The following is a 23,789-nucleotide window of genomic DNA, read 5'->3' as shown; positions in this document are numbered from 1 at the left end:
CCGCCAGCAGTTCTTCCACCGTCGGAATGGATACCTCTTTTTTCAGCTTGATGGTGAACGCCTGGCTGTGACAGCGCAGCGCGCCGACGCGCACGCACAAACCATCAACCGGAATCACAGAGGCAGTATTGAGAATCTTGTTGGTTTCCGCCTGGCCTTTCCACTCTTCACGGCTCTGGCCGTTATCAAGCTGTTTGTCGATCCAGGGGATCAGGCTTCCCGCCAGCGGTACGCCAAAGTTATCCACCGGCAGCTCGCCGCTGCGGGTCAATGCCGTAACTTTGCGTTCAATATCAAGAATTGCGGAAGACGGCGTCGCCAGTTCATCGGCGACATGGCCATACAACTGACCCATCTGGGTTAACAGCTCGCGCATATGGCGCGCGCCGCCGCCGGAGGCGGCCTGATAGGTCGCGACGGATACCCAGTCAACGAGATTATGGGCAAAGAGACCGCCCAGCGACATCAACATCAGGCTAACGGTACAGTTACCGCCCACAAAGGTCTTCACGCCATTGTTCAGGCCGTCGGTAATCACGTCCTGGTTGACCGGGTCGAGAATAATAATGGCATCATCTTTCATGCGCAGCGTAGAAGCCGCATCAATCCAGTAACCCTGCCATCCGCTTTCGCGCAGCTTTGGATAAATTTCGTTGGTATAATCGCCGCCCTGGCAGGTCACGATGATATCGAGCGCTTTTAGCGCATCCAGATCAAAAGCGTCCTGTAGCGTGCCGGTGGAGGTGTCGCCGAAGGTGGGCGCCGCCTGTCCAAACTGGGAGGTAGAAAAGAAAACAGGGCGAATAGCGTCGAAATCGCGCTCCTCTACCATGCGTTGCATGAGAACAGAGCCGACCATTCCGCGCCAGCCGATAAAACCAACATTTTTCATAGCGTTTTTTTCCTGCAAAGAGATGTGCTGTGTATGCGCGCCAGTATCCTGTGGCGCATCCTTCACCATACAAAAAGCAGCCAAAGTCGCAAGTGAAATTAATCAATGATAGCGAAGCCATCAGTAATGCGACTTATCCTGCCTTACCGCGCAAGCAGAAAGTCCAGTGGCGATTATCAGGGAATTTGCGTTAGGAAGGGAATCATTTCCGTCGCTGTTTTATTGATCCTAATTATGGATCAGCGTAGAAATTTGCCTGCTTTTATGCGCGTACTGAAACATGGCGAGGCAAAATGTCGTTGGGCGATTGCCATGCACACCTCAATAAAAAAACCGGGTAGCGATTACGCCTTACCCGGCTTACGGTGTCGATATGTGCCCGTTTCCAGGCCCGGTAAGCACAGCGCCACCGGGCAACAAGACTCAGCTCAGCAGTTGGAAAGCAATCATTCCGACAATCGCGCCGACCGTGCCGAGGATAGTTTCCATCATCGTCCAGGTCTTCAGCGTCTGCGCTTCGGTCGCGCCGGTAAATTTACCGAACAGCCAGAAGCCGGCGTCGTTAACATGAGAAACCACAATTGAACCGCCGGCGATACAGATAGAGAGCGCCGCCATCTGCGCGCCGGAGAAATTCAGTTGCTCAATGACCGGCATCACCAGACCGACCGCGGTTAAACACGCCACGGTCGCGGAACCCTGAATGATGCGCACCGCCGCCGCCAGCACAAAGCAGGTAATGGCAATCGGCAGCCCCATGCCGGTTAACGCTTCGCCCAGCGCCGGGCCGACGCCTGAGTCAACCAGTACCTGTTTGAACACCCCGCCTGCGCCAATCACCAGCAGAATAATGCCCGCCGGTTGCAGCGCGTGGCCGCAGATTTCCATCACTTTGTCTTTCGGCATCCCCTGACGCATCGCCAGGCCGTAAATCGCTACCAGACAAGCGACCAGAATCGCAGTGAAGGGGTGGCCGATAAACTCAAACCATTCGTAAGCGGTGGAACCTTCCGGCACAAAACGCGCGGCGATCGTTTTCAGTCCTACCAGCACCAACGGCAGCAGGATCAGCGACAGGCTGAAGCCGAAAGAAGGCATTTTACCTTCACCCAGATGCGGCTCGGTAATGTCGTCAGGAATACGCAGCTCAACGTAGCGGCTGATAAAATTCCCCCACAGCGGCCCGGCGATAATCATGCCAGGAATGGCGGCGCACAGCCCAATCAGGATCATCCAGCCGAAATCAGCATGCATCTGGGAAGCCAGCAGCATCGGCGCAGGCCCAGGCAACAAAAACGCCGCGGCTGCCGCCACGCCCGCAAACAGCGGAATGACCAGCTTCACCAGGTTTGTGCCGGTATGACGCGCCATAGAGAACGCCACACTTATCAGCAGCACAATCGCCACTTCAAAGAATAGCGGGAGCGCGCAAATCAGCCCGGCAAGGCCAATCGCATAGTGCGCGCGGTTATGGCCAAAGGATTTAAGCATTTTCACGGCTATCTGATCGACCGCGCCGGTTTCATGCAGAATTTTACCGAACATCGCCCCCAGCGCGACCACAATCGCCAGGAAGCCCAGCGTGCCGCCCATCCCTTTTTCCATGGTCGCGGCGATTTTATCAAGCGGCATCCCTGAAAAAAGTCCCGCGCCCATTGAGACGACCATTAACGCGACGAAGGCGTGCATACGCGCCTTCATCACGAGAAACAGCAGCAGTAAGACGGAACCGACGGCGGTTAAAACCAGTGTTAATGTACTCACAGCGTACTGCCTTTATTGATGACCTCAATGGTGCTCGCCACAACGCCTTCCAGCGGCTGGTCGATATCCACCACCAGAACATCGCGTTCGTCGGCACCCGGCTCTTGCAGCGTTTCAAACTGCGTCACCAGCATCTGGGTTTTGAAGAAATGACCTTTGCGCGCTTTCAGACGGCTTTCAATGACGTCGAAATCACCTTTCAGATAGATAAAGGAGAGATTCGGGTTTCCCTCGCGCAGCAGGTCGCGATAGTGTTTTTTCAGTGCGGAACAGACAATCAGCGAGATTTTATTGGTACGCTGCATCGCGAAAGCGGCGTCGTTCAGCGCCTGCAACCACGGTTTGCGGTCATCATCATTCAACGGCTCGCCGGAAGCCATTTTTTCAATATTGCAGCGCGGATGCAGAAAATCGCCGTCCAGAAACGCGGCATGAAGCTGATGCGCCACGGCGCTTGCGACAGCGGATTTACCGCTGCCTGATACGCCCATCAGAACGTAAACGTGGTGATCATGATTAGTCGTGCTCAAAGCGGGCCCCCACTCTACAAGTTGCAAAATTTGTTACGGGTAACTGTTATCGGTAACATTGTCCAACCGCACCATTCACGACGCAATGACCATTCGTGCCAAAAGTGAATAAGTGTGAGCTACTTCAAAGTTGTCAGACTAAATAGATCCGCCCGGTGACAAGGTGAAACCTAAATCTAACATTTTTGGCGTGACCGTTTCGCCGCGAATGCGGGCCAACAGACGTTCCGCGCCAATGCTGCCCATTCGCTCGCGAGGCGTCAGGACGCTTGCCAGACGCGGTTCCATCACCTGGCCGATGTCATGACCGTGGAACCCGGCAATCGCCATGTCGTCCGGGATTTTTAGTCCCAGGCGCTGGCATTCGAAGGTCGCCCCCACCGCCAGGTCATCGTTGGTGCAAAAAATACCGTCAAGCTGTGGGTATTCGCGTCGCGCCTGGCGCATGAGTTCGATACCGGAAGAGTAGGATGAAGATTGCTCCATCATCACACTGTAAGGAACCAGGCCGGCGTCCCGCATCGCCTGTTCATAGCCCTTCTGCTTGATGATAGTACGTTCGTCGAGGCGCGCCCCCAGATAGGCGATATGACGATGACCGCGCGCGATAATCGCGGCGGTCATCTGACGGGCGGCCTCGAAGTTGTCAAAACCAACGGCAATATCGAGACACGGCGACTGGCTGTCCATCAGTTCCACCACCGGAATCCCGGCGACTTCGATCATTTTTAAGGTGCGCGGCGTATGGGTACGCTCAGTGAGGATCAGGCCGTCGATATTCCAGGAGAGCATCGATTCCAGGCGCTCCTGCTCCATCTCCGGTTTATAGCCGTAGTGCGCCAGCATGGTTTGATACCCGTGGGCATCGGTGACGGCCTCAATGCCGCGTAACACTTCCGCAAAGACCTGGTTGGTTAAAGACGGCAGCAGAACGCCAATGGCGCGGCTGGTGGCGTTGGAAAGAATGTCAGGCGCGCGATTAGGAATGTACCCGAGCTCATCAAGCGCAGCCGCAATTTTACCCCGCAGCGCGACGGAGACCTGCTCCGGATTACGCAAAAAACGGCTGACCGTCATTTTGGTCACGCCCACACGGTCGGCCACATCCTGAAGTACGGGTCTTTTCTTTTTCATCGTCCTGAAAGGTATAAAAGGGATAGATTTGCCCAGTTTACCACGGACGTGCGTGAACCTTCGCAGAGAAAAAAAGTCGTTTTTTTATTGTGAGAAATACACAAAATCATTCGAGTTGCATCAAGGCGGCGACGCAGTGACAAATTCGTCAGGAACGAATTTGAACAACCGAAGGTTGCCTCTGGTGAGGGACAAGGATGTCCCTCAGTAAATCCCCGGGAGCGTACATTAAGTACGCGACCGGGGTGAGCGACAAATCTGCCGGGAGCAGATTTGAACGCTGCTCGCAGCGGCCCCGAAGGGGCGAGGCCTATGGATGGGCCGAGTAATAAAGCCAACACAGATGCGGCTTGAAGGATGACGTGTATTTTTAGACTGGCGGCAAGTCAAACAGCAACACTTCGCTGTCGCTGTCGGCATGAATCGAGATTGCCTGCTCATCCCAAATCGCCAGGCCGTCGCTGGTGGTGGCTTTAGTACCGTTAATGGTCACGTTACCTTTTACCACCTGGATCCAGACGCGGCGTTCAGCGGCAATCTGATGCACCGACTGCTCATCTTTGAGCAGCGCCCAGCGGTACAGCTCCATATCCTGGTGGACCTTCAGCGAACCATCGCGAGCATCTGGCGAAAGCACCAGTTGCTTGCCCTGCGCGGCGTCGAAGCGGCGCTGTTCGTAGCGCGGCGTGATGCCGGTTTCTTGCGGAATGATCCAGATCTGATACAGCCGCAGACGATCCGTTTTGCTCGGGTTGTACTCGGAGTGGCGAACGCCGGTCCCGGCGCTCATAATCTGGAATTCACCTGCCGGAACCTGTTCTTTATTGCCCATACTGTCCTGGTGTTCTACAGCGCCTTCCAGTACATAGGTCAAAATTTCCATGTCTTTATGCGGATGCGTGCCGAAACCCTGGCCTGCGTCGATCACATCGTCGTTAATCACACGCAGCGCCGAGAACCCCATAAAGTTCGGATCGTAATAATCGGCAAAAGAAAAGGTATGCCAGGAGTCAAGCCAGCCATGATTCGCATGACCGCGGTCGTTTGCTTTGCGTAAGTAGATCATTGTGTTCACCCCCAGATGTTTTCGATGGAATAAGTGTGGACTCATTCCGTCCGGGATCATAGAGGGTGAAAATTGACTCCTCTGTTCAAAAAATATGAATAAGCGCAGAGGAGTCTGTAAGGGCTATTTAGCCAGGGTTATCGTCGCAGGCGTTGCCTGTTCGAAGGCACGTTCGAGGATTTCCAGGTTGGTAAGAACTTCAGATTCCTTGACGTAATTAGGCGTACCGACGGTCAACGTCTGGTACAGCGCATCATAGACGCGACCATAGTCACCCGTTTCCGGTTTCACCTCTTCTTTCACGGTCACGCCGTCATCGTTAACATATTCCAGCACGCCGACGGATTCGTCAGCGGCGAAACCGGGTTCACCAGGCATAATGTTCGCTTTCAGGCTGGTTTCTTGTTGATCGATACCGTATTTCACAAACGAACCTTTGGTGCCGTGAACAATAAACTTCGGATAGTCGATTTTCACCAGATGGCTGGTTTTAACGATAGCCTTCAAATCGCCATAAAACAGTTGCGCTTCAAAGGTGTCATCCGGATTCGCTTTATTACGCAGGCTACGAATGTCATACGCGACATGATCCGGGCGGCCAAATAGCGAAATAATTTGATCCATGGTGTGGACGCCAAGTCCATAGAATGCGCCGTCCTGCGGCAGGCCCGGTTTGGTTTCTGCTACCGGGCGGTAATAATCGAAATGGCTTTCAACTTCGACAATCTTGCCCAGTTTCCCGCTCTCAATCGCTTTTTTAGCAGTAAGAAAACAGGAATCAAAACGCCGATTCTGATACGGCGTGACGGTCAGTCCTTTGCTTCGCGCCAGTTCGAACAACACTTTTGCCTCCGCCAGCGTCGGCGTGAAAGGTTTCTCAACCAGCACATTTTTACCCGCTTCCAGCGCGCGTTTGGCGTATTCGAAATGGCTGTCAGCATGCGTACAGACGATCACCAGTTTTACCTGCGGATCGCCCAACACCTCATCCAGATCGCTGGTGAAGTGAATATGCGAATACTGCGGCGCCTGCTCTTCCGGTTTAGCGTGACGACGGAAAATATGCGCGACATGCCAGGTATCTTTCCGATTCAGAACGTAGGGGAGATGGTAACGGGTGGTACTTTTGCCGAATCCAATAAATGCGCAGTGTAAGGTCATGAGACGATCCTTTTGAAGATGATTGTCTACACCATAGCGCAAAGCGTGAAGAGACTGAATGTTGGATTCTTTGCCGGATGCGGCGTTGCCTTTTTGGGCCTACAAAAGCAGATGCCTCAAGATCGGCCGTCGGCGTCGCGGTCAGTTTGTTCACGGCAAGCGCGCAGGGCCCGGAGCGTACTAAATGTACGTGGGGAGCACGAGCACTTCCCGGGGACAAAATGACAAGTAAGCCAGGCTGAAACAAAACCCAAAAAAAAGCCAGCAAAAGCTGGCTAAAATAATACTGGAAGCAATGTGAGCAATGTCGTGCTTTCAGGTTCTCCGTAGGGGTTTCCCTGAACGCAAGGCAATAATAATCATTCTCATTCGCACTTGTCTACTTCTTTTTGCAAAAAAATGCGGTTGACGGAATTTTCTTTCTCAGCGAGTGTAAATACACAATTACCCCTGCAGGAGATAAGGAATGAGTGAAATAGTGATACGCCACGCTGAACCGAAAGATTACGACGCCATTCGTCAGATCCACGCCCAGCCGGAGGTGTATCACAACACGCTACAGGTTCCTCATCCTTCCATGGAGATGTGGCAAACGCGACTCGCCGATCAGCCGGGGATCAAACAGCTGGTGGCCTGCATCGATGATATCGTCGTGGGGCATCTTTGCATTGCTGTTGCCCAACGCCCGCGCCGCAGTCACGTCGCTGATTTCGGTATTTGCGTTGACGCTCATTGGCAAAACCGCGGCGTCGCCAGCGCGCTGATCCGCACCATGATCGACATGTGTGACAACTGGCTGCGCGTCGAGCGTATTGAGTTAACGGTGTTTGTTGATAACGAGCCCGCGGTGGCGGTGTATAAGAAGTACGGCTTTGAAATCGAAGGCACCGGTAAGAAATACGGCCTGCGCAACGGTGAGTACGTTGATGCGTACTTTATGGCGCGCGTGAAATAGCGCTTCCCCGCCCCACCCTGTGGGGCGAAACGTCACAAACCTTCACAACATTCCAGTTATTGCAACCTACTTCCCCTATATCAAAACAATAACCATCTGAATTTCATGGTTATTGCCACTTTAAGCTTTATCACCGTTTTTTCCGTAATTTTAGCAATATTAATATTACATTTTTGTTTTTTTTTGGTTTCTGCCATCACTTTATGGTGACAATCACAACAATATACTCCTCCCGGGACTAATTTAACCACGGTGAGGTAAAAAATGAAATTCGAACGCCATCATAGAATATTGAAGGAACTCAGTATTTCGGGAGTTGTAAAAGTTTCAAATCTGGCGAAAAGTCTCAAGGTAACAAAAGAAACTATTCGTTCAGATCTCAATGAACTTGCCGGACAGGGATATCTCACTCGCTGTCATGGTGGTGCATTTATTACCCTTGATTCTCTTGATAACGTTGCAAAAAATGAAATCGCTTATGTGCTGGAAAAATATGAATCAGCGCAGAAAATAAAAAAAGGTCTCTCTGCCATGAAAAATAATGTATGTGTTATTGGCTCGTTCAATGTTGATATTATCAGTTATCTACCGAGATTACCCTCAACGGGAGAATCATTGCTGGCCGATAAATTTATTTTTTCACCCGGCGGTAAGGGATGTAATCAGGCATTAGCAGCAAGCTATGCCGATTCTGATGTGCATTTTATTACTAAAGTCGGCTCAGATCATTTTAGCGATTACGCCATTAATTTTATAAACTCATCAAAAATCCATAAAAGTGTTATCTACCAGACCAAAGAAACACAAACAGGTACAGCAACCATCATGGTGAATGGAGATACCGGAGATAACGTCATCGCTATTTACCCTGGCGCCAACATGACAATTTCCCCTGATGAAATCACCATTCAAAAAGAAGCCATTGTTCATTCAGATATTGTTCTTGTCCAACTGGAGACGAATTACGAAGCGCTGCAGCAAACAATTCGCCTCGCACAAAAAAATGACATACCGGTCATCATCAATCCAGCGCCATACAATGACATGGTTAACACTATCATTGATAACATTGACTATATTACGCCGAATGAAACGGAAGCAGGCCTGCTGGCCAATATGGCGGTTAATGATATCGAATCAGCCAAATGCGCGGCCAAAATTATTCATCAGAAAGGCGTCAAAAATACCATTATTACGTTAGGTAGCAAAGGTTCGCTTGCTTATGATGGCACACAATTCATCTATTCCCCGGCATTTCCGGCAGTTGTAAAAAATACGGCGGGAGCGGGTGACGCTTTCAATGGCGCCCTCGCATCTGGTCTTGCAAAAGGAAAGTCACTGGCATCCGCATTGTGCTACGCCAGCGCATTTGCCTCACTTGCAGTTGAAACGCCTAATGCCTCTGATATGCCGGAAAACGACTCCGTTCTTCATCGTATTCAGGGTTCACATTACAAACAAACTATCTCTACTCACTAAATCAAGGAGCAGACTATGAACAATACGCAGAAAAAACTAAAGGTGCTCTTTATTGGAGAATCCTGGCATATTCATATGATTCATTCAAAAGGTTATGACAGTTTCACCTCCAGTAAATATGAAGAAGGCGCTACATGGTTACTGGAATGCTTGAGGAAAGGCGGCGTTGATATTGATTACATGCCTGCCCACACGGTACAAATTGCCTTTCCAGAGAGTATTGACGAATTAAACCGTTACGATGTGATTGTTATTAGCGACATTGGTAGTAATACCTTCCTGTTGCAAAACGAGACATTTTATCAGCTAAAAATAAAACCAAACGCTCTGGAGTCCATTAAAGAGTACGTCAAAAATGGCGGTGGACTACTCATGATTGGCGGTTATCTGTCATTTATGGGTATTGAGGCAAAAGCCAATTATAAGAACACCGTTCTTGCTGAGGTTCTGCCAGTTATTATGCTTGATGGCGATGACCGGGTAGAAAAGCCCGAGGGTATCTGTGCTGAGGCTGTCTCACCTGAACATCCTGTTGTTAACGGGTTCTCAGATTATCCGGTATTTCTTGGATATAACCAGGCCGTCGCCAGAGACGATGCCGATGTCGTATTAACAATAAATAATGACCCATTGTTAGTGTTCGGTGAATACCAACAGGGTAAAACCGCCTGCTTTATGAGTGACTGCTCCCCACACTGGGGAACCCAGCAGTTTATGTCATGGCCATTTTATACCGACCTGTGGGTCAACACGCTTCAATTCATCGCCAGAAAATAAAAAACAATGGAGTAACGAAAGTTACTCCTTTTATAAAATATAAGGATTGATGTATGAACAAGAATAAGTACTCAACCCCCTTACTGATGCTTGCCACCATCTTAGCCGGTATGCTTTCCCCGATGCAGTCTGCCGTTAATGGGCAGTTAGGACATTGGTTACAAGACGGTAATGCTTGCGCAGTAATCTCGTTTGCCAGCGGTCTGGTCGTCATGTTTTTTATTATTATTGCGCGCAAAGAAACACGCCAGCAATTCGCCTCAATCCCTACTCTGATTAAAAAGAGAAAAATCCCGCTATGGAATTGGTTTGCAGGATTATGCGGGGCGATGGTCGTATTTTCTGAAGGCGCATCCGCCAGCGCGCTGGGCGTTGCCACCTTTCAAACGGCATTAATTTCCGCCCTGCTCCTTTCCGGCCTGCTGTGCGACCGTTTTGGCATCGGTGTGGAGGAGAAGAAATATTTTACGCCATGGCGCATTACTGGCGCATTGTTCGCCGTTATCGCCACCATTTTTGTCGTGTCGCCACAGTGGCACTCAACCTCGTTTATCCTGCTCGCTATCCTCCCCTTTTTGGCAGGGTTACTCGCTGGCTGGCAGCCTGCGGGGAATGCTAAAGTCGCCGAGGCAACGGGCTCCATGCTGGTGTCCATTACATGGAACTTCATCGTCGGCTTTTGTGTCCTGGGCGCAGCGCTGGCGATACGTATCGCATTAGGCCATGTCACCATCCAGTTACCCGATACATGGTGGATGTATCTCGGTGGTCCGCTGGGTCTGCTGTCCATCGGGCTAATGGCGATTCTGGTGAGAGGCTTAGGACTATTGATGCTGGGCGTAGCGTCAACAGCAGGCCAACTGCTTGGCTCAGTGCTAATTGATGAATTGATCCCTTCATTAGGCAATACGGTCTACCTGGTCACCATCATCGGTACGCTGTTCGCGTTAGTCGGTGCGATTGTGACCACCATCCCTGAATACAGAGCATCCAAAATGGCGCAAAGAATGGAGGTGTCAGAATGAAAGGTTTCCTGCAAACCGTAACAGGCCCGGTGGCGCATACGGATATGGGGCTGACGCTACCGCATGAACATCTGTTTAACGATCTGTCTTCGGTCGTAGACGAGCCACATTATGCTTTTTCACAGCAACTGGTGGGAAAGAAAGTCAGTGCTGACCTGCAGTGGGGGCTGAAACACGACCCATACTGCTGCGCCGATAACATGGACCGCAAAGAGATTGATGATGTTATCTTCGAAATCAATAACTTTATGGCTTTAGGCGGCAGGACGATTGTCGACGCCACCGGTTCTGAATCCATTGGGCGGGATGCCTCAGCGCTGCGAGAAGTTGCCTTAAAAACGGGTTTGAATATCGTCGCGTCATCCGGGCCTTATCTGGAGAAATTTGAAAGCACCCGGATCCATAAACCTGTTGAGCTGTTAGCCTCACTCATTGATAAAGAACTGAATCAGGGTATTGGCGAGACGGATATTCGCGCTGGCATGATCGGTGAAATCGGCGTATCTCCCGCGTTTACCCAAGCGGAGCGTAACAGCCTGCGGGCAGCGTCTCTGGCACAATGTAACAACCCCCACACGGCGATGAATATCCATATGCCAGGGTGGCTGCGACTGGGTGATGAGGTGCTGGATATCGTGCTGGAAGAAATGAACGTCTCTCCGGCAAAAGTCTCGCTGGCGCATTCGGACCCTTCAGGAAAAGATGTCGTCTATCAACGTAAAATGCTCGACCGCGGCGTATGGCTTGAATTTGACATGATTGGTCTGGACATCACCTTTCCAAAAGAAGGTGTCGCGCCGGGCGTTCAGGAGACCGCAGATGCAGTAGCGAATCTGATTGCACTGGGTTACGCCGACCAAATCGTTTTAAGCCATGATGTTTTTCTCAAACAGATGTGGGCGAAAAATGGCGGAAATGGCTGGGGGTTTGTCCCGAATGTCTTCCTCGCCTATCTGGCTGCTCGCGGAGTAGACAACGATACTCTGCGCAAGCTTTGTATTGGTAATCCAGCCCGATTACTCACGGCATAATCTGCAAATAGCCCGGTGTCTGACACCGGGCCTGGAATTAAAAATCAGTATCCCGCCGTTAAATCATCCACCGAACGCGGGTCAGACGCACCGTACAGTTCGCCATCCGGTCCAACCATAATACTTTGGGTACTGCCCATCGCTTCTTTCAGCGCCACTTTCTGCCCTTTCTGTTCCAGCAACTTCAGCGTATCGGGACTGAAGCCCTTTTCTACCCGCAGTTCGTCCGGCAACCATTGATGATGGAAGCGCGGCGCGTTGGTCGCTTCCGCGACGTTCATGCCAAAATCAATGCTGTTCACTACCATTTGCAGCACAGTAGTGATGATTCGACTCCCGCCAGGACTGCCGGTCACCAGCCAGGTTTTGCCCTCTTTAACGACGATAGTGGGCGACATCGACGACAGCGGACGCTTCTTCGGACCGACCGCGTTAGCATCGCCGCCCACCAGGCCATAAACATTAGGTACACCGGGTTTAGCAGAAAAATCATCCATTTGATTATTCAGCAGAATACCGGTATTTCCCGCCACAATTCCTGTGCCGAAGGTGGTGTTCAGGGTATAGGTCACCGCCACAGCATTGCCGTCTTTATCCACCACCGAGAAGTGGGTGGTCTGGTTGCTTTCATACGGGGCGAGCTTGCCCGGTTTGATCTGACTGGAAGGTTTTGCCTTATTAATATCAATTTGATCGGCCAACGTTTTTGCATAGGCTTTGTGGGTCAGCGCCTGCCACGGCACTTTCACAAAGTCCGGATCGCCCAGATACTCTGAGCGGTCGGCATAGGCGTATTTTTCCGCTTCCGCCATGATTTGCATGGCATCGGCGCTGCCAAAACCGTACTTCTTCATGTCGAAGTTTTCAAGAATATTGAGGATCTGCACGATGTGAATACCGCCCGAGGATGGCGGCGGCATGGAGAAGACCTGATATCCGCGATAGTCACCGCTGATTGGCGTACGCTCAACGGCTTTATAGCTGGCTAAATCCTCTTTGGTCATCAGACCGCCGTTCTTCTGCATTTCCCCGGCAATCTGGTCGGCAATCACCCCTTTATAAAACGCATCCGGGCCGTTTTCGGCAATCATTTCCAGGCTTTTCGCCAGATTCTTCTGGACCAGTTTATCGCCTTTTTTCAGCGGCTCGCCGTCTTTCCAGAAAATGACTTTGCTGTTCTCATGATTAGGGATCACTTCGCTGCCGTAAGTTTTTAAGTCGTCGGCCAGCGCATCGTTAACCACAAAACCCTCTTCCGCCAGCTTCATCGCCGGACGCACCACTTTATTCAGCGGCATCGTGCCGTATTTCTCCAGCGCCAGCGAGAACCCCGCCACGGTACCCGGCGTACCGGATGCCAGATGCGACGTCAGCGACTTTTTCGCATCGGCGTTACCCTGATCGTCGAGGAACATATCGCGCGTAGCGCCGGCCGGCGCCATTTCACGAAAATCAATCGCCGTGGTAGCGCCATCTTTAGTGCGCAACAGCATAAATCCCCCGCCGCCCAGATTCCCGGCTTGCGGATGCGTGACAGCCAGCGCATAGCCCACGGCGACGGCGGCATCCACGGCATTACCGCCCTGCTTTAAGATATCCACGCCAACCTGCGTCGCCATTGCATCCACGGACGCCACCATCCCTTGCGTCGCCCGCACAGGATGAAAGACATCTTCTTCAACACCATAGGAGACTGGCGGCGCGACGGGAGGATTGGCCACCGCGCTAAACGTCCCCCCGGCCAGCAGAGCGGCGATCGCCACCCAGCGCATAAACGTTGGTTTCATCGTTGTTTTTCTCCAGATAAATGGGTGTATGTCCCGTTTAATCCTGGTCCACAACGCTTAAAAAATCATCATCATGGCGAAATAGAGGTACACTTAAAAAGAGACCTCATCGGGAGGAGACGACAATGAAACGCTTACTACTTATTACGGCTTTGTTACCCTTTGCTGTATTGGCCCAGCCAATTAACACTATGAATAATCCTAATCAGCCAGGTTATCAGATCCCCAGCCAGCAGCGTATGCAGACGCAGATGCAAACGCAGCAGATTCAGCAGCAGGGTATGTTGAAACAACAGATGCAAACGCAGGCGCGCAGCCAGCAGCAAAATCTACAGTCGCAGTTGAATGCCAATACGCAGCGGGTTCAGCAGGGACAGCCGGGCAACGGTATGCTCGGTCAGCAAACGCTGCCCAATACGCAGGGCGGAATGCTCAGCGGCAGCGGAAATCCGGACCGGATGCTAAACCATTCCCAGCCAATGTTGCAGCAGGACAGCGGGACGCCGCAGCCTGACATCCCGCTGAAAACCATCAGCCCTTAAAACTGACAGCCCTTAAAACTGAAAGTGAGGGCCGATGTCATCAATACGATCGGTGCAGATACAATCCACGCCCCAGCGCAGCAGCTCTGCCGCCCGCTGGGGCTGATTGACGGTATACACCAGAATCCGCAGACCCGCGGCCTTAATCTCTTGCACTCGCGTCTCATTGAGTAATTTATGGTTGAGATGGAGGGAAACACAGCCCAGACGGGTCGTCAGTTCACGCCAGTCTTCACGCCATTTATCCAGTAGTAACCCGCGCGGCAGTTCAGGTGCTGCCGCCTGCGCCGCTTCCAGCGCCTCTATCTCAAAGGAAGAAAGCAGCGGCGGCGTCATCCCGACCCACAGTTCGCGGGCGGCCAACGCCACGACGCGTCCTGTTAGCCTTTCGCTCCCCGTTGTCGGTTTGATCTCAATATTCGCCATCATGCCGTGTTTACGGCAGCGCTCCGCCACCTGCGAGAGCAACGGCAGCGGCTCGCCTTTAAATTCGCCGCTAAACCAACCGCCAGCGTCCACACGCAATAAATCCTGCCAGTTCAACTCGCCCGCCACGCCCCAACCGTTGCTGGTGCGCTCCAGGTTATCGTCATGCAGCAGGAAAATTTCGCCGTCTTTCGACAGCTTGGCATCAAACTCAATCATGGTGTGCCCGTATCGCGCGCCCACGTCAATCGCCGCCAGAGTGTTTTCCGGCGCCAGTTTACCGCCGCCGCGATGGGCGACAATGTGGGGATAAGGCCAGTTACTCATACACGTTGTCCTGTTTCGCCATCAAAAAGATGCCGCTGATGTTCCGGCAGATGCAGCCATAGCGTACTGCCCGCCGCCGGGCGCTGCTGATGCGCCAACCGCACCACCAGTTTCTGATCGCCCCAGCGCCCATGCGCCAGATTATCCGCGCCCAGAATCTCCAGCGTGTCTACCGTTAACGGCACGCCGCCTTCCGCCTGCGAGCTTAACGCAATATGCTCCGGGCGGATACCCAGCGTCATGTTACGTCCGGCATGACCCCGATAGCCCGCACCTATCGGTAACGCCAGACCGCCAGGCAATTCGAAACGGTCGCCGGAAGCGCTGATAACGCCATCCAACAGGTTCATCGCCGGGCTGCCGATAAAGCTCGCCACGAAGCGACTGGCCGGTTTTTCATACACCTCTACCGGCGTGCCAATCTGTTCTGCGACGCCTTTATTCATCACCATCACCCGCTGGGCCAGCGTCATCGCCTCTACCTGATCGTGAGTAACATAGAGCGAGGTGGTACGAAGACGACGATGCAGATGTTGTAACTCCAGACGCATCTGCACGCGCAGCTTGGCGTCGAGGTTAGAGAGCGGTTCGTCGAATAAAAAGACTGCCGGTTCGCGGACGATCGCGCGCCCCATTGCCACGCGCTGCCGTTGACCGCCGGAAAGCTCGCGTGGACGGCGTTTAAGCAGGCCGTCCAGCTCCAGAATGCGCGCCGCCTCCCGCACGCGTTCTTCAATATGCGCTTTGCTCATACCGCGAATTTTCAGCCCCCACGCCATGTTCTCCTCTACGCTCATATGGGGATAGAGAGCATAGTTCTGAAATACCATCGCGATGCCGCGATCTTTGGGCTCCATCTCGGTGACCCGTTTGCGATCAATCCAGATATCGCCGCTGGTCACGCGTTCCAGACCGGCCACCATCCGCAACAACGTTGATTTGCCGCAGCCGGACGGCCCGACCATCACAATAAATTCGCCATCCGCCACGTCCAGCGTCAGCGGTTGAATGACCTGGGTTTTGCCGTCCCAGCTTTTGGTTACTGCCTGTAGTTTTAAACCAGCCATTTTTATTTCTCACTGTCCACTAAACCACGCACAAACGCCCGTTGCATGGCTAACACAATTACGACCGGAGGGATAAGGGTGAGCAGCATCGCCGCCATCACCTGGTTCCATTGCGTGGTACCTTCGCCAGTGGCGATCATCCCTTTGATACCCGCTACGGCAGTGCCAAGATTCACGTCGGTGATAATCAACAGCGGCCACAGATACTGGTTCCAGCCGTAGATAAAGGTGATGACGAATAACGCCGCCAGGTTGGTTTTTGACAGCGGCAACACGATGTCGCGGAAAAAGCGCATCGGCGACGCGCCGTCAATACGGGCCGCCTCCACCAGTTCATCCGGAAGCGTCATGAAGAACTGACGAAACAGGAAAGTGGCGGTAGCGGACGCCATCAGCGGTAGCGTCAGACCAGCATAGCTGTCGAGCATTTTCAGGTTGGCGATCACTTCCACCGTCGGGAAGATACGCACTTCAACCGGCAGCATCAGAGTGATAAAAATCATCCAGAAGAACAGGTTACGCAGGGGAAAACGAAACCAGACGATGGCGAATGCGGAAAGCATAGATACCGTGATTTTGCCTACCGTAATGCTGAACGCCATAATGAAACTGTTAAGCATCATCAGCCAGAATGGCGCGCTATTAACACCGACGCCGTTGACCCAAATAGTTTTGATATTCTCCAGTAACTGCGTGCCGGGAAGCAGCGTCATCGGCGTCTCAAACACCGCACGGTCGTCCAGCGTCGCCGCGACAAACGCGACATACAGCGGAAACAAAATGACCGCGATCCCCAGAATCAGCATGGTATGGCTGAATATTGTCAGCCCGCGACGATTCTCTATCATTGGTAACGCACCTTACTTTCCACATAGCGGAACTGCACCACCGTCAGAATGATGACGAGGAACATCAACACCACCGACTGCGCGGCGGACGCCGAGAGATCCAGGCCGGTAAACCCTTCGCGATAGATCTTATAAATCAGCGTCGTGGTAGCTTGTACCGGCCCGCCGGCGGTCGCGGCGTCGATCACCGGGAAGGTGTCGAAAAAGGCATACACCAGGTTGACCACCAGCAGGAAGAAACTGACCGGCGCAATAAGCGGCAAAGAAAGCCGGAAGAAACGACGAATCGGCCCGGCGCCGTCAATGGCCGCCGCTTCCACCAGCGAGCGGGGAATGGATTGCAGCGCGGCAAAGAAGAATAAAAAGTTGTAACTAATCTGCTTCCAGACTGACGCAAATACCACCAGGAACATCGCCTGACCGCTGTTTTGCGCGTGGTTCCAGTCATAGCCGAATTCGCCAAGGAAATGGGTGATTAATCCCCGCCCCGGGTTAAACAGGAAAATCCACAATACGGCGGCGACGGCGGGCGCGACGGCATAAGGCAGCAGCATCAGCGTCTGATAAAAACGGCTGCCGCGCACCACGTAATCCACCAGGGCGGCGAAAAACAACGAGACCAGCAAGCCGCTAAACGTGACCAGCGCGCTGAATTTAATCGTCGTCCAGAAGGCGTCGAGATAATAACTGTCGTGAAAAAGCGCGACGAAATTCTCCAGCCCGACAAATTGGCTGGAAAAACCAAACGGATCGACGCTTTGCAGCGAATACCACAGCGCTTCGCCCGCAGGCCAGATAAAGAAAATAACGGTGATAACCAACTGCGGGGCAACCAGTAAATACGGCAGCCAGCGCGAGCGGAACACCGGACGGGATGATGACATGAAGGTTCTTTTCCTGGAAGGTGCCGGATGGCGGTGCAAGCACCTTATCCGGCCTACAAACGCTGTAGGCCTGATAAGCGCAGCGCCACCAGGCACTTATACACTTAAGATTTGCTCGCTTTCTCAAAACGACGCAGTAACTGATTCCCGCGATCCACTGCGGTATCCAACGCCTGTTGTGGGGTTTTCTTCCCGGTCCAGACGCTTTCCAGCTCTTCGTCCACGATGGTACGAATCTGCGGCATATTGCCCAGACGCAAACCTTTGGTGAAGGGTAACGGCGGCTTATTCAACATCTGGCGAGTGGCGATATCCGCACCGGGGTTTTTATCGTAATAACCCTGCTCGCGGGTCAGCTCGTAGGCGGCGGTGGTAATCGGCAGGTAGCCAGTTTTTTGATGCCATTCAGCAGCGTTTTCCGGTTTTGCCAGGAAGTCGAGGAATTTGGCGACGCCGGTATAGGTTTCTTTATCTTTACCCTGCATGACCCATAGGCTGGCTCCGCCGATAATGGCGTTTTGCGGCGCGCCCTTGATATCAGCGTCGTACGGCATCATACCCACGCCATAGTTAAATTTGGCATACTGGCGGATATTGGCGAGCGAACCGGAGGACGCGGTTGTCATCGCGCAGTCACCGTTATAAAACTTCTCGGTAGACTCGTCCTTACGCCCAACATAGCTAAAATCGCCTTTCTTATTCATCTCTTCCAGCAGCGCGATATGTTTCACCTGCTCTGGCTTATTAAATTCCAGCACCGCATCTGTACCGTCAAAACCATTGTTTTTACTGGCGAAGGGGAGACCGTTCCAGGCGCTGAAGTTTTCCAGTTGGATCCAGCCTTGCCAGCCGCTGGCGTAACCGCATTTCATGCCTGCCGCTCTCAGTTTCGCGGTATAGTCAGCCAGCTCCTGCCAGGTTTTCGGCGGCTGTTCCGGATCTAAACCGGCTTTCTTAAAGGCGTCTTTGTTGTAGTACAGTACCGGCGTGGAGCTGTTAAAGGGCTGGGAGAGCAGATGCCCGCTTGTAGCATCGGTGTAGTAGCCTGCAACGGTTGGTACAAACTGGGACTCGTCAAAGTTAATACCGGCGTCTTTAAACACTTCATAAACCGGCTTAATGGCTTTCGAGGCCATCATGGTCGCTGTCCCAACCTCATAAACCTGCAATATTGCCGGCGCGTTGCCGGTACGGAATGCCGCGATCCCGGCGCTCAGGTTCTGTTCATAGTTCCCCTTATAGACCGGAACGATTTTGTAATCCGGATTGGCCTGGTTGAAATGTTGCGCCAGTGAATCAACTTCTTTGCCTAACTCCCCTTCCATTGAATGCCAGAATGGAATAGTGGTGACGGCCAACGCCTGACCCGTAAATGCCAGACTTAGCGCCAGTCCTAAAGCTGTATGTCGTAACGATATCATCGGTTATCTCTCTTTTTGTGCCGGGATGCGCGATATCACGCGTTTTATGTTCGCGGGGGTAACATGACATGCTCGAATGACAGAAAAATAACTTTTTTATTACAAAAAAAAGATAGTAAGGCGACAGAGAGATGGCAAGGCAGTGAAAGCGCCGGAAAAGAAAAGTGGGAGCTACGGCACGGATAGGTACGACATTATTCCCGGGGGCGGCGCACATGCCGTAACTCAACCAGGCGGAGCGTCGCCGGGATTAACGTCTCAGGCGCGTAAGCGAACGGCAATTTGCTCCAGCGTAAGCCGCCCTGCCGCCGCATCGACTGTCATATCGACAAAATCCGGATTCGCAGCGAGTGAGATCCCGTTACGCTTTAAAAACAGCAGCGTAATAAATAAGGCGGTACGTTTGTTACCATCATTGAAGATATGCCCACGGGATATAGCGAGCAAATGCATTGCCGCCAGCAGCCACACGTCGGTCACCCCTTCATATTCGATTTGATTGAGTACCCGGTACATTAGCGCTTCCGCGCGCCCAGGATCAGGCATGCCTGTTACACCAGGCGTAACGCGGAGAAGCCTGTCGTGAAACTGAATTATCTCTTCCGCTGAGATAAGTTGTAGGGTCATTTATCCGCCAGCTCCCTGAGCTCATTGCCATGAACCGCCATAATGGCAGCAAACTCATCATCCATTCGCGCCGTCTGATAACGCTCAAACTCCTCGGCGCTGATGATCACTGCGGACTTATGCCCACGACGCGTGATGGTGACAGGGCCCCCCGTCACCGCACTTTCCAGGACTTCGGCCAGATTTTGCCGCGCTTCGCTATAGTTAACCGTACGCATAAACACCTCCCCAGTTGTACATGTTTATTGTACAACAAACATGTACAAAAAAAGAGCCATCAGGCTCTTTTGAAAAATTTTACCGCTTGCCGTTACCGGGGGCGGCGCACGCGCTTCCCCCCTGGCACAGTCTAACCGCCCAGATAGGCGCTGCGCACCGCTTCGTTCGCCAGCAGTGCATCACCGGTATCGGATAGCACCACGTGGCCGTTTTCCAGCACATAACCGCGGTCGGCGAGCTTCAGCGCCTGGTTGGCGTTCTGCTCGACAAGGAAGATGGTCATACCCTGCTCGCGCAACTGCTCAATGGTGTCGAAGATCTGCTGGATGATGATCGGCGCCAGCCCCAGCGACGGTTCATCCAGCAGCAATAGCCTCGGCTGGCTCATCAGCGCGCGGCCAATCGCCAGCATCTGCTGTTCACCGCCGGACATGGTGCCCGCTCGCTGGATACGGCGTTCATGCAGGCGCGGAAACAGCTCGTACACCCATTTGATACGCTCCTGAAACCGATCGCGCTCGGCAAAAAAACCGCCCATCGCCAGATTCTCTTCCACCGTCATCCGCGAGAAGACGCGCCGCCCTTCCGGCACTATCGCCACCGCTTCACGCATGATTTTCGCCGTCTGCCAGTCGGTGATGTCTTTACCGTCAAACACCACCCGTCCGCTGGAGGCGCGCGGATCGCCGCACAAGGTGCCAAGCAGCGTCGTTTTCCCCGCGCCGTTAGCGCCAATCAGGGTAACGATTTCCCCCTGGTTGATGTGCAGACTGACGTCGTGCAGCGCCTGAATCTTGCCGTAGTGGGCGCTGACTTTTTCAAACGTTAACATCGTTTTTTCCATCTTATGCCTCACCCAGATAAGCGCGGATGACGTCCGGGTTGTTGCGGATCTCTTCCGGCGTGCCGTTCGCCAGCGGCGTGCCCTGGTTCACCACGTAAATGCGATCGGAAATGCCCATCACCAGCTTCATATCGTGTTCAATCAGCAAGATAGTGGTGTTGTGATGGTTACGTAGTTCGGCAATCAGCTCATCCAGCTCTTTGGTCTCTTTCGGGTTAAGGCCGGCCGCCGGTTCGTCGAGCATCAGAATTTCTGGCTGCGTCACCATGCAGCGGGCAATCTCCAGCCGGCGCTGGTCGCCGTAGGCCAGATTACTGGCCTGGCGGTTGGCATGTTCCAGCAGGCCAATACGCTCAAGCCAGGTCGCCGCGCGGTCCAGCGCTTCGCTTTGCGCGCGGCGGAAAGCGGGCGTTTTCAACAGGCCGGAAAAGAGGCCCGTTTTCAGTTGCTGGTGCTGCGCCACCAGCAGGTTTTCAATCACCGTCATTTCGCGAAACAGGCGCACATGCTGGAAAGTACGTACCACGCCCATGCGGGCGATCTGCTGGCCCGGCAATCCTTCCAGATGCCGCTCGCGCAACGTGATCGTACCGCCTGTCGGCTTATAAAAACCGGTCAGGCAGTTAAACACCGTCGTTTTACCCGCGCCGTTAGGGCCAATCAGCGACACAATTTCCCGCTCACGCAATTCCAGCGATACATTGTTGACCGCCAGCAAACCGCCAAAGCGCATCATCAGGCCGTTAACCGCTAATAATGGCTGACTCATGCCTGCTCTCCTTTCGCCTGACCACTTTTCAGCTTCAACTGCGGACGCGTCATCGGCAGCAATCCCTGCGGGCGCCAGATCATCATCAACACCATTAAACCGCCGAGCATCAACATGCTGTATTCGTTGAAATCGCGCATCAACTCGCGCGACACCACCAACAGAACCGCCGCCAGGATCACCGCAAACTGCGAGCCCATTCCGCCCAGCACCACAATCGCCAGCACGAAGGCGGATTCGGCGAAGGTGAAGGATTCCGGGCTGACAAAGCCCTGGCGGGCGGCAAACAACGTCCCGGCGAAACCGGCAAACGCGGCGCTGATAGTAAAAGCGGTCAGCTTGATGCGCGTCGGGCTTAAACCTAATGAGCGACAGGCGATCTCATCCTCACGCAACGCTTCCCACGCCCGGCCCAGCGGCATACGCAGCAGGCGGTTAATGACAAACAGCGACAGGACCACCAGCAACAGGGCCACCAGATAGAGGAAAATGACCCGGTCGGATGGGTCGTACTTCACGCCAAAGAAATTGCTGAAGGTATCCCAGCCGCCTTCGCGGGTGTTGCGGCTAAACTCCAGACCAAACAGCGTCGGTTTGGGGATCTGACTGATGCCGTTCGGGCCGCCGGTAATTTCAGTGTTGTTGAGCAGCAGGATACGGACGATTTCGCCGAAGCCGAGCGTCACAATCGCCAGATAGTCGCCGCGCAGACGCAGTACCGGGAAGCCGAGCAGGAAACCAGCGGCGGCGGAGACCAGTCCCGCCAGCGGCAGGCAGGTCCAGAAACCCAAACCGTAATAGTGGTTGAGCAGCGCAAAGGTATAAGCGCCGATGGCGTAAAAGCCGCCGTAGCCCAATACCAGCAGGCCGGACAGCCCCACCACCACGTTCAGCCCCAGACCGAGGATGATATAAATCATGGTCATAGTGGCGATATCGACGCTACCGCGCGACACCATAAACGGCCACGCCACGGCGATAACCAGCAGCGCCATCAGAAACAGCTTTTGCTTAACGGTAGAGCCATCGATCGCCGGCAGAATAAACTTCGGTCCGGAGACGTGCTTCACCGCTTTCTGGAACATCGGACGCAGCAACTGAAAGAAAAAAACCACTGCCGTACCGATAAAGATCCACTGCCAGCGGATGTCGGCGGCGGTATCCACCACCAGTTTGGTGCCGTCCAGCTCCAGTTGTACGCCCATGAAGACGCTAGCCAGAACGAAGAACATCGCCGCAGAGAATAGCGCCATCGCAATATGCATCGGTTTCATACTTTCTCTACCTCCGGCCGCCCCAGGATACCGGTCGGCATCACCAGCAGTACCAGAATCAGCAGAGCGAACGACACGACATCTTTATATTCGGTACTTAAATATGCAGACGAGAGCGCTTCGGCAACGCCCAAAATCAGACCGCCGATCATCGCGCCCGGAATGCTGCCAATACCGCCCAGCACCGCCGCGGTGAACGCTTTCATCCCGGCCATAAAACCGATGTAGGGGTTAATCACGCCATAGAACTGACCGAGCAGCACGCCCGCCACCGCCGCCATTGCCGCGCCGATAACAAACGTTAGCGCAATGACGCGGTCGGTATTAATGCCGAGCAGGCTGGCCATTTTCAGATCCTCCGCGCAGGCGCGGCAGGCGCGGCCCATCCGGGAGTAGCGAATGAAAATGGTGAGCGCCAGCATAGCCAGAAAGGTGACTATCCAGATAACCGCCTGCATGGTGGTGATGGATGCGGAAAAGTTTTCGCTGCTGCCCACAATCCACTGGCCGTTAAACAGGCTGGGTAACGCCACGTCGCGCGAACCTTCCGTCAGGCTGACGTAGTTTTGCAGAAAGATGGACATCCCGATGGCGGAAATCAGGGCGATCAGGCGCTTGGAGTTGCGCACGGGCCGGTAAGCGACTCGCTCGATACTCCAGCCGTAGGCGCTGGCAATAATAATCGCGCCGATAAATCCGGCGGCCACCAGGAGCCAACTGGTGTCTATTCCCATCATCATTAGCGCGGCGATGATCATAAAAGAGACGTAGCTGCCGATCATATACACCTCGCCATGAGCGAAGTTGATCATGCCGATAATGCCGTACACCATCGTATAACCGATAGCAATCAGCGCGTAGGTGCTCCCCAGCGTGACGCCGTTAAACATCTGCTGCAAGAAATAGAGAAACTGCTCGGACATAAGGTAACCTTTTTAAA

At 53.3% G+C, this 23,789-nt stretch carries 24 protein-coding genes and 1 pseudogene; 7 read left to right on the top strand and 18 right to left on the bottom strand.

The window, feature by feature from the left end; all coding sequences use genetic code 11:
• A partial coding sequence (gene asd, locus ACLD4F_RS18615) for an aspartate-semialdehyde dehydrogenase (protein WP_411010976.1) occupies positions 1-892 on the bottom strand: 892 nt, incomplete at its 3' end.
• Between the two features lie 126 nt (positions 893-1,018).
• Here asd and ACLD4F_RS18610 point away from each other — a divergent pair.
• Positions 1,019-1,393 (top strand): annotated as a pseudogene (locus tag ACLD4F_RS18610) (MarC family protein); the annotation flags it as partial.
• Here the strand turns inward: ACLD4F_RS18610 and gntU are convergent.
• From gntU to ACLD4F_RS18585, 5 genes are all read right to left on the bottom strand, one after another.
• Positions 1,316-2,656: a gluconate transporter gene (gene gntU, locus ACLD4F_RS18605; protein WP_000105950.1), complete on the bottom strand. Its 1,341-nt coding sequence runs from the start codon at positions 2,654-2,656 to the stop codon at positions 1,316-1,318. The pseudogene ACLD4F_RS18610 and the gene gntU sit on opposite strands and share 78 nt — an antisense overlap.
• Entirely contained in the window at positions 2,653-3,186 is a 534-nt protein-coding gene (gntK, locus tag ACLD4F_RS18600) for a gluconokinase (RefSeq protein WP_000108342.1), read from the bottom strand. The genes gntU and gntK overlap by 4 nt, the downstream gene beginning before the upstream one ends.
• Positions 3,187-3,324: 138 nt before the next feature.
• Positions 3,325-4,320: a gluconate operon transcriptional repressor GntR gene (gene gntR, locus ACLD4F_RS18595; RefSeq protein ID WP_023212580.1), complete on the bottom strand. Its 996-nt coding sequence runs from the start codon at positions 4,318-4,320 to the stop codon at positions 3,325-3,327.
• Positions 4,321-4,690: 370 nt separating this feature from the next.
• Positions 4,691-5,386: a pirin family protein gene (locus tag ACLD4F_RS18590; protein WP_000639789.1), complete on the bottom strand. Its 696-nt coding sequence runs from the start codon at positions 5,384-5,386 to the stop codon at positions 4,691-4,693.
• A 123-nt stretch (positions 5,387-5,509) separates the two neighbouring features.
• Complete coding sequence (locus ACLD4F_RS18585) at positions 5,510-6,547, bottom strand: oxidoreductase (protein ID WP_076727311.1); 1,038 nt, start codon at positions 6,545-6,547, stop codon at positions 5,510-5,512.
• Between the two features lie 466 nt (positions 6,548-7,013).
• Here ACLD4F_RS18585 and yhhY point away from each other — a divergent pair, with 466 nt between their 5' ends.
• The 5 genes from yhhY to ACLD4F_RS18560 all read left to right on the top strand — a co-directional run bounded on the left by yhhY (position 7,014) and on the right by ACLD4F_RS18560 (position 11,814).
• A complete protein-coding gene (gene yhhY / locus ACLD4F_RS18580; RefSeq protein WP_076727313.1) occupies positions 7,014-7,502 on the top strand; it encodes an N-acetyltransferase in 489 nt (162 codons plus the stop codon).
• A 264-nt stretch (positions 7,503-7,766) separates the two neighbouring features.
• Positions 7,767-8,981 carry a PfkB family carbohydrate kinase gene (locus ACLD4F_RS18575; protein ID WP_000667440.1) on the top strand — a complete coding sequence of 405 codons (1,215 nt, stop codon included), beginning with the start codon at positions 7,767-7,769 and terminating at the stop codon, positions 8,979-8,981.
• A 15-nt stretch (positions 8,982-8,996) separates the two neighbouring features.
• Positions 8,997-9,758 carry a glutamine amidotransferase gene (locus ACLD4F_RS18570; protein WP_001066509.1) on the top strand — a complete coding sequence of 254 codons (762 nt, stop codon included), beginning with the start codon at positions 8,997-8,999 and terminating at the stop codon, positions 9,756-9,758.
• Positions 9,759-9,811: 53 nt separating this feature from the next.
• Positions 9,812-10,783, top strand: a complete 972-nt coding sequence (locus tag ACLD4F_RS18565) for a DMT family transporter (RefSeq protein ID WP_001038949.1) — start codon at positions 9,812-9,814, stop codon at positions 10,781-10,783.
• On the top strand, positions 10,780-11,814 hold the full coding sequence (locus tag ACLD4F_RS18560) for a phosphotriesterase (protein ID WP_411010975.1): 1,035 nt from the start codon (positions 10,780-10,782) through the stop codon (positions 11,812-11,814). Before ACLD4F_RS18565 ends, ACLD4F_RS18560 begins: the two co-directional genes overlap by 4 nt.
• 44 nt (positions 11,815-11,858) lie before the next feature.
• Here ACLD4F_RS18560 and ggt read toward each other — a convergent pair whose 3' ends face one another.
• Entirely contained in the window at positions 11,859-13,601 is a 1,743-nt protein-coding gene (gene ggt, locus ACLD4F_RS18555; protein ID WP_076727317.1) for a gamma-glutamyltransferase, read from the bottom strand.
• Positions 13,602-13,726: 125 nt separating this feature from the next.
• Here ggt and ACLD4F_RS18550 point away from each other — a divergent pair, with 125 nt between their 5' ends.
• The gene (locus tag ACLD4F_RS18550) at positions 13,727-14,143 is read left to right on the top strand and encodes a DUF2756 family protein (RefSeq protein ID WP_000826041.1); all 417 of its coding nucleotides are present in this window, start codon (positions 13,727-13,729) and stop codon (positions 14,141-14,143) included.
• A 12-nt stretch (positions 14,144-14,155) separates the two neighbouring features.
• Here ACLD4F_RS18550 and ugpQ read toward each other — a convergent pair whose 3' ends face one another.
• The 11 genes from ugpQ to livH form a co-directional block, all read right to left on the bottom strand.
• Positions 14,156-14,896, bottom strand: a complete 741-nt coding sequence (ugpQ, locus tag ACLD4F_RS18545) for a glycerophosphodiester phosphodiesterase (RefSeq protein WP_411010974.1) — start codon at positions 14,894-14,896, stop codon at positions 14,156-14,158.
• Positions 14,893-15,963, bottom strand: coding sequence for a sn-glycerol-3-phosphate import ATP-binding protein UgpC (locus ACLD4F_RS18540; protein WP_001646570.1), 1,071 nt, complete (start codon positions 15,961-15,963; stop codon positions 14,893-14,895). The genes ugpQ and ACLD4F_RS18540 overlap by 4 nt, the downstream gene beginning before the upstream one ends.
• A gap of 2 nt (positions 15,964-15,965) precedes the next feature.
• Positions 15,966-16,811 carry a sn-glycerol-3-phosphate ABC transporter permease UgpE gene (gene ugpE / locus ACLD4F_RS18535; RefSeq protein ID WP_000572196.1) on the bottom strand — a complete coding sequence of 282 codons (846 nt, stop codon included), beginning with the start codon at positions 16,809-16,811 and terminating at the stop codon, positions 15,966-15,968.
• On the bottom strand, positions 16,808-17,695 hold the full coding sequence (gene ugpA / locus ACLD4F_RS18530) for a sn-glycerol-3-phosphate ABC transporter permease UgpA (protein ID WP_000099303.1): 888 nt from the start codon (positions 17,693-17,695) through the stop codon (positions 16,808-16,810). Before ugpA ends, ugpE begins: the two co-directional genes overlap by 4 nt.
• Positions 17,696-17,799: 104 nt before the next feature.
• The gene (gene ugpB / locus ACLD4F_RS18525) at positions 17,800-19,116 is read right to left on the bottom strand and encodes a sn-glycerol-3-phosphate ABC transporter substrate-binding protein UgpB (protein WP_411010973.1); all 1,317 of its coding nucleotides are present in this window, start codon (positions 19,114-19,116) and stop codon (positions 17,800-17,802) included.
• Between the two features lie 258 nt (positions 19,117-19,374).
• Positions 19,375-19,743, bottom strand: a complete 369-nt coding sequence (locus tag ACLD4F_RS18520) for a type II toxin-antitoxin system death-on-curing family toxin (protein ID WP_000174963.1) — start codon at positions 19,741-19,743, stop codon at positions 19,375-19,377.
• Positions 19,740-19,961, bottom strand: coding sequence for a type II toxin-antitoxin system Phd/YefM family antitoxin (locus ACLD4F_RS18515; RefSeq protein WP_001520924.1), 222 nt, complete (start codon positions 19,959-19,961; stop codon positions 19,740-19,742). Before ACLD4F_RS18515 ends, ACLD4F_RS18520 begins: the two co-directional genes overlap by 4 nt.
• Before the next feature lie 131 nt (positions 19,962-20,092).
• The gene (livF, locus tag ACLD4F_RS18510) at positions 20,093-20,806 is read right to left on the bottom strand and encodes a high-affinity branched-chain amino acid ABC transporter ATP-binding protein LivF (RefSeq protein ID WP_000416114.1); all 714 of its coding nucleotides are present in this window, start codon (positions 20,804-20,806) and stop codon (positions 20,093-20,095) included.
• Position 20,807: 1 nt separating this feature from the next.
• Positions 20,808-21,575, bottom strand: a complete 768-nt coding sequence (livG, locus tag ACLD4F_RS18505) for a high-affinity branched-chain amino acid ABC transporter ATP-binding protein LivG (protein WP_000082083.1) — start codon at positions 21,573-21,575, stop codon at positions 20,808-20,810.
• Positions 21,572-22,849, bottom strand: coding sequence for a branched chain amino acid ABC transporter permease LivM (gene livM, locus ACLD4F_RS18500; protein WP_064163186.1), 1,278 nt, complete (start codon positions 22,847-22,849; stop codon positions 21,572-21,574). Before livM ends, livG begins: the two co-directional genes overlap by 4 nt.
• Positions 22,846-23,772, bottom strand: coding sequence for a high-affinity branched-chain amino acid ABC transporter permease LivH (livH, locus tag ACLD4F_RS18495; protein ID WP_000003007.1), 927 nt, complete (start codon positions 23,770-23,772; stop codon positions 22,846-22,848). Before livH ends, livM begins: the two co-directional genes overlap by 4 nt.
• Positions 23,773-23,789: the final 17 nt, after the last annotated feature.

This window comes from Salmonella sp. 741265050_HSA, assembly GCF_046569445.1.
GTDB classification, from domain to species: Bacteria; Pseudomonadota; Gammaproteobacteria; order Enterobacterales; family Enterobacteriaceae; genus Salmonella; species Salmonella enterica.
The sequence above is the reverse complement of the archived record's forward strand: the minus strand, read 5'-3'. Positions and strand labels throughout refer to the sequence as shown.

Coding starts and splice junctions, on each gene's coding strand:
- ACLD4F_RS18585 (WP_076727311.1), bottom strand. CDS start 6,547: ATGACCTTACACTGCGCATTTATTGGATTCGGCAAAAGTACCACCCGT.
- ugpE (WP_000572196.1), bottom strand. CDS start 16,811: ATGATAGAGAATCGTCGCGGGCTGACAATATTCAGCCATACCATGCTG.
- ACLD4F_RS18590 (WP_000639789.1), bottom strand. CDS start 5,386: ATGATCTACTTACGCAAAGCAAACGACCGCGGTCATGCGAATCATGGC.
- livF (WP_000416114.1), bottom strand. CDS start 20,806: ATGGAAAAAACGATGTTAACGTTTGAAAAAGTCAGCGCCCACTACGGC.
- livM (WP_064163186.1), bottom strand. CDS start 22,849: ATGAAACCGATGCATATTGCGATGGCGCTATTCTCTGCGGCGATGTTC.
- ACLD4F_RS18540 (WP_001646570.1), bottom strand. CDS start 15,963: ATGGCTGGTTTAAAACTACAGGCAGTAACCAAAAGCTGGGACGGCAAA.
- ACLD4F_RS18550 (WP_000826041.1), top strand. CDS start 13,727: ATGAAACGCTTACTACTTATTACGGCTTTGTTACCCTTTGCTGTATTG.
- ACLD4F_RS18560 (WP_411010975.1), top strand. CDS start 10,780: ATGAAAGGTTTCCTGCAAACCGTAACAGGCCCGGTGGCGCATACGGAT.
- yhhY (WP_076727313.1), top strand. CDS start 7,014: ATGAGTGAAATAGTGATACGCCACGCTGAACCGAAAGATTACGACGCC.
- ugpA (WP_000099303.1), bottom strand. CDS start 17,695: ATGTCATCATCCCGTCCGGTGTTCCGCTCGCGCTGGCTGCCGTATTTA.
- ACLD4F_RS18515 (WP_001520924.1), bottom strand. CDS start 19,961: ATGCGTACGGTTAACTATAGCGAAGCGCGGCAAAATCTGGCCGAAGTC.
- ugpB (WP_411010973.1), bottom strand. CDS start 19,116: ATGATATCGTTACGACATACAGCTTTAGGACTGGCGCTAAGTCTGGCA.
- ACLD4F_RS18565 (WP_001038949.1), top strand. CDS start 9,812: ATGAACAAGAATAAGTACTCAACCCCCTTACTGATGCTTGCCACCATC.
- ugpQ (WP_411010974.1), bottom strand. CDS start 14,896: ATGAGTAACTGGCCTTATCCCCACATTGTCGCCCATCGCGGCGGCGGT.
- livG (WP_000082083.1), bottom strand. CDS start 21,575: ATGAGTCAGCCATTATTAGCGGTTAACGGCCTGATGATGCGCTTTGGC.
- gntR (WP_023212580.1), bottom strand. CDS start 4,320: ATGAAAAAGAAAAGACCCGTACTTCAGGATGTGGCCGACCGTGTGGGC.
- ggt (WP_076727317.1), bottom strand. CDS start 13,601: ATGAAACCAACGTTTATGCGCTGGGTGGCGATCGCCGCTCTGCTGGCC.
- ACLD4F_RS18575 (WP_000667440.1), top strand. CDS start 7,767: ATGAAATTCGAACGCCATCATAGAATATTGAAGGAACTCAGTATTTCG.
- ACLD4F_RS18570 (WP_001066509.1), top strand. CDS start 8,997: ATGAACAATACGCAGAAAAAACTAAAGGTGCTCTTTATTGGAGAATCC.
- livH (WP_000003007.1), bottom strand. CDS start 23,772: ATGTCCGAGCAGTTTCTCTATTTCTTGCAGCAGATGTTTAACGGCGTC.
- ACLD4F_RS18520 (WP_000174963.1), bottom strand. CDS start 19,743: ATGACCCTACAACTTATCTCAGCGGAAGAGATAATTCAGTTTCACGAC.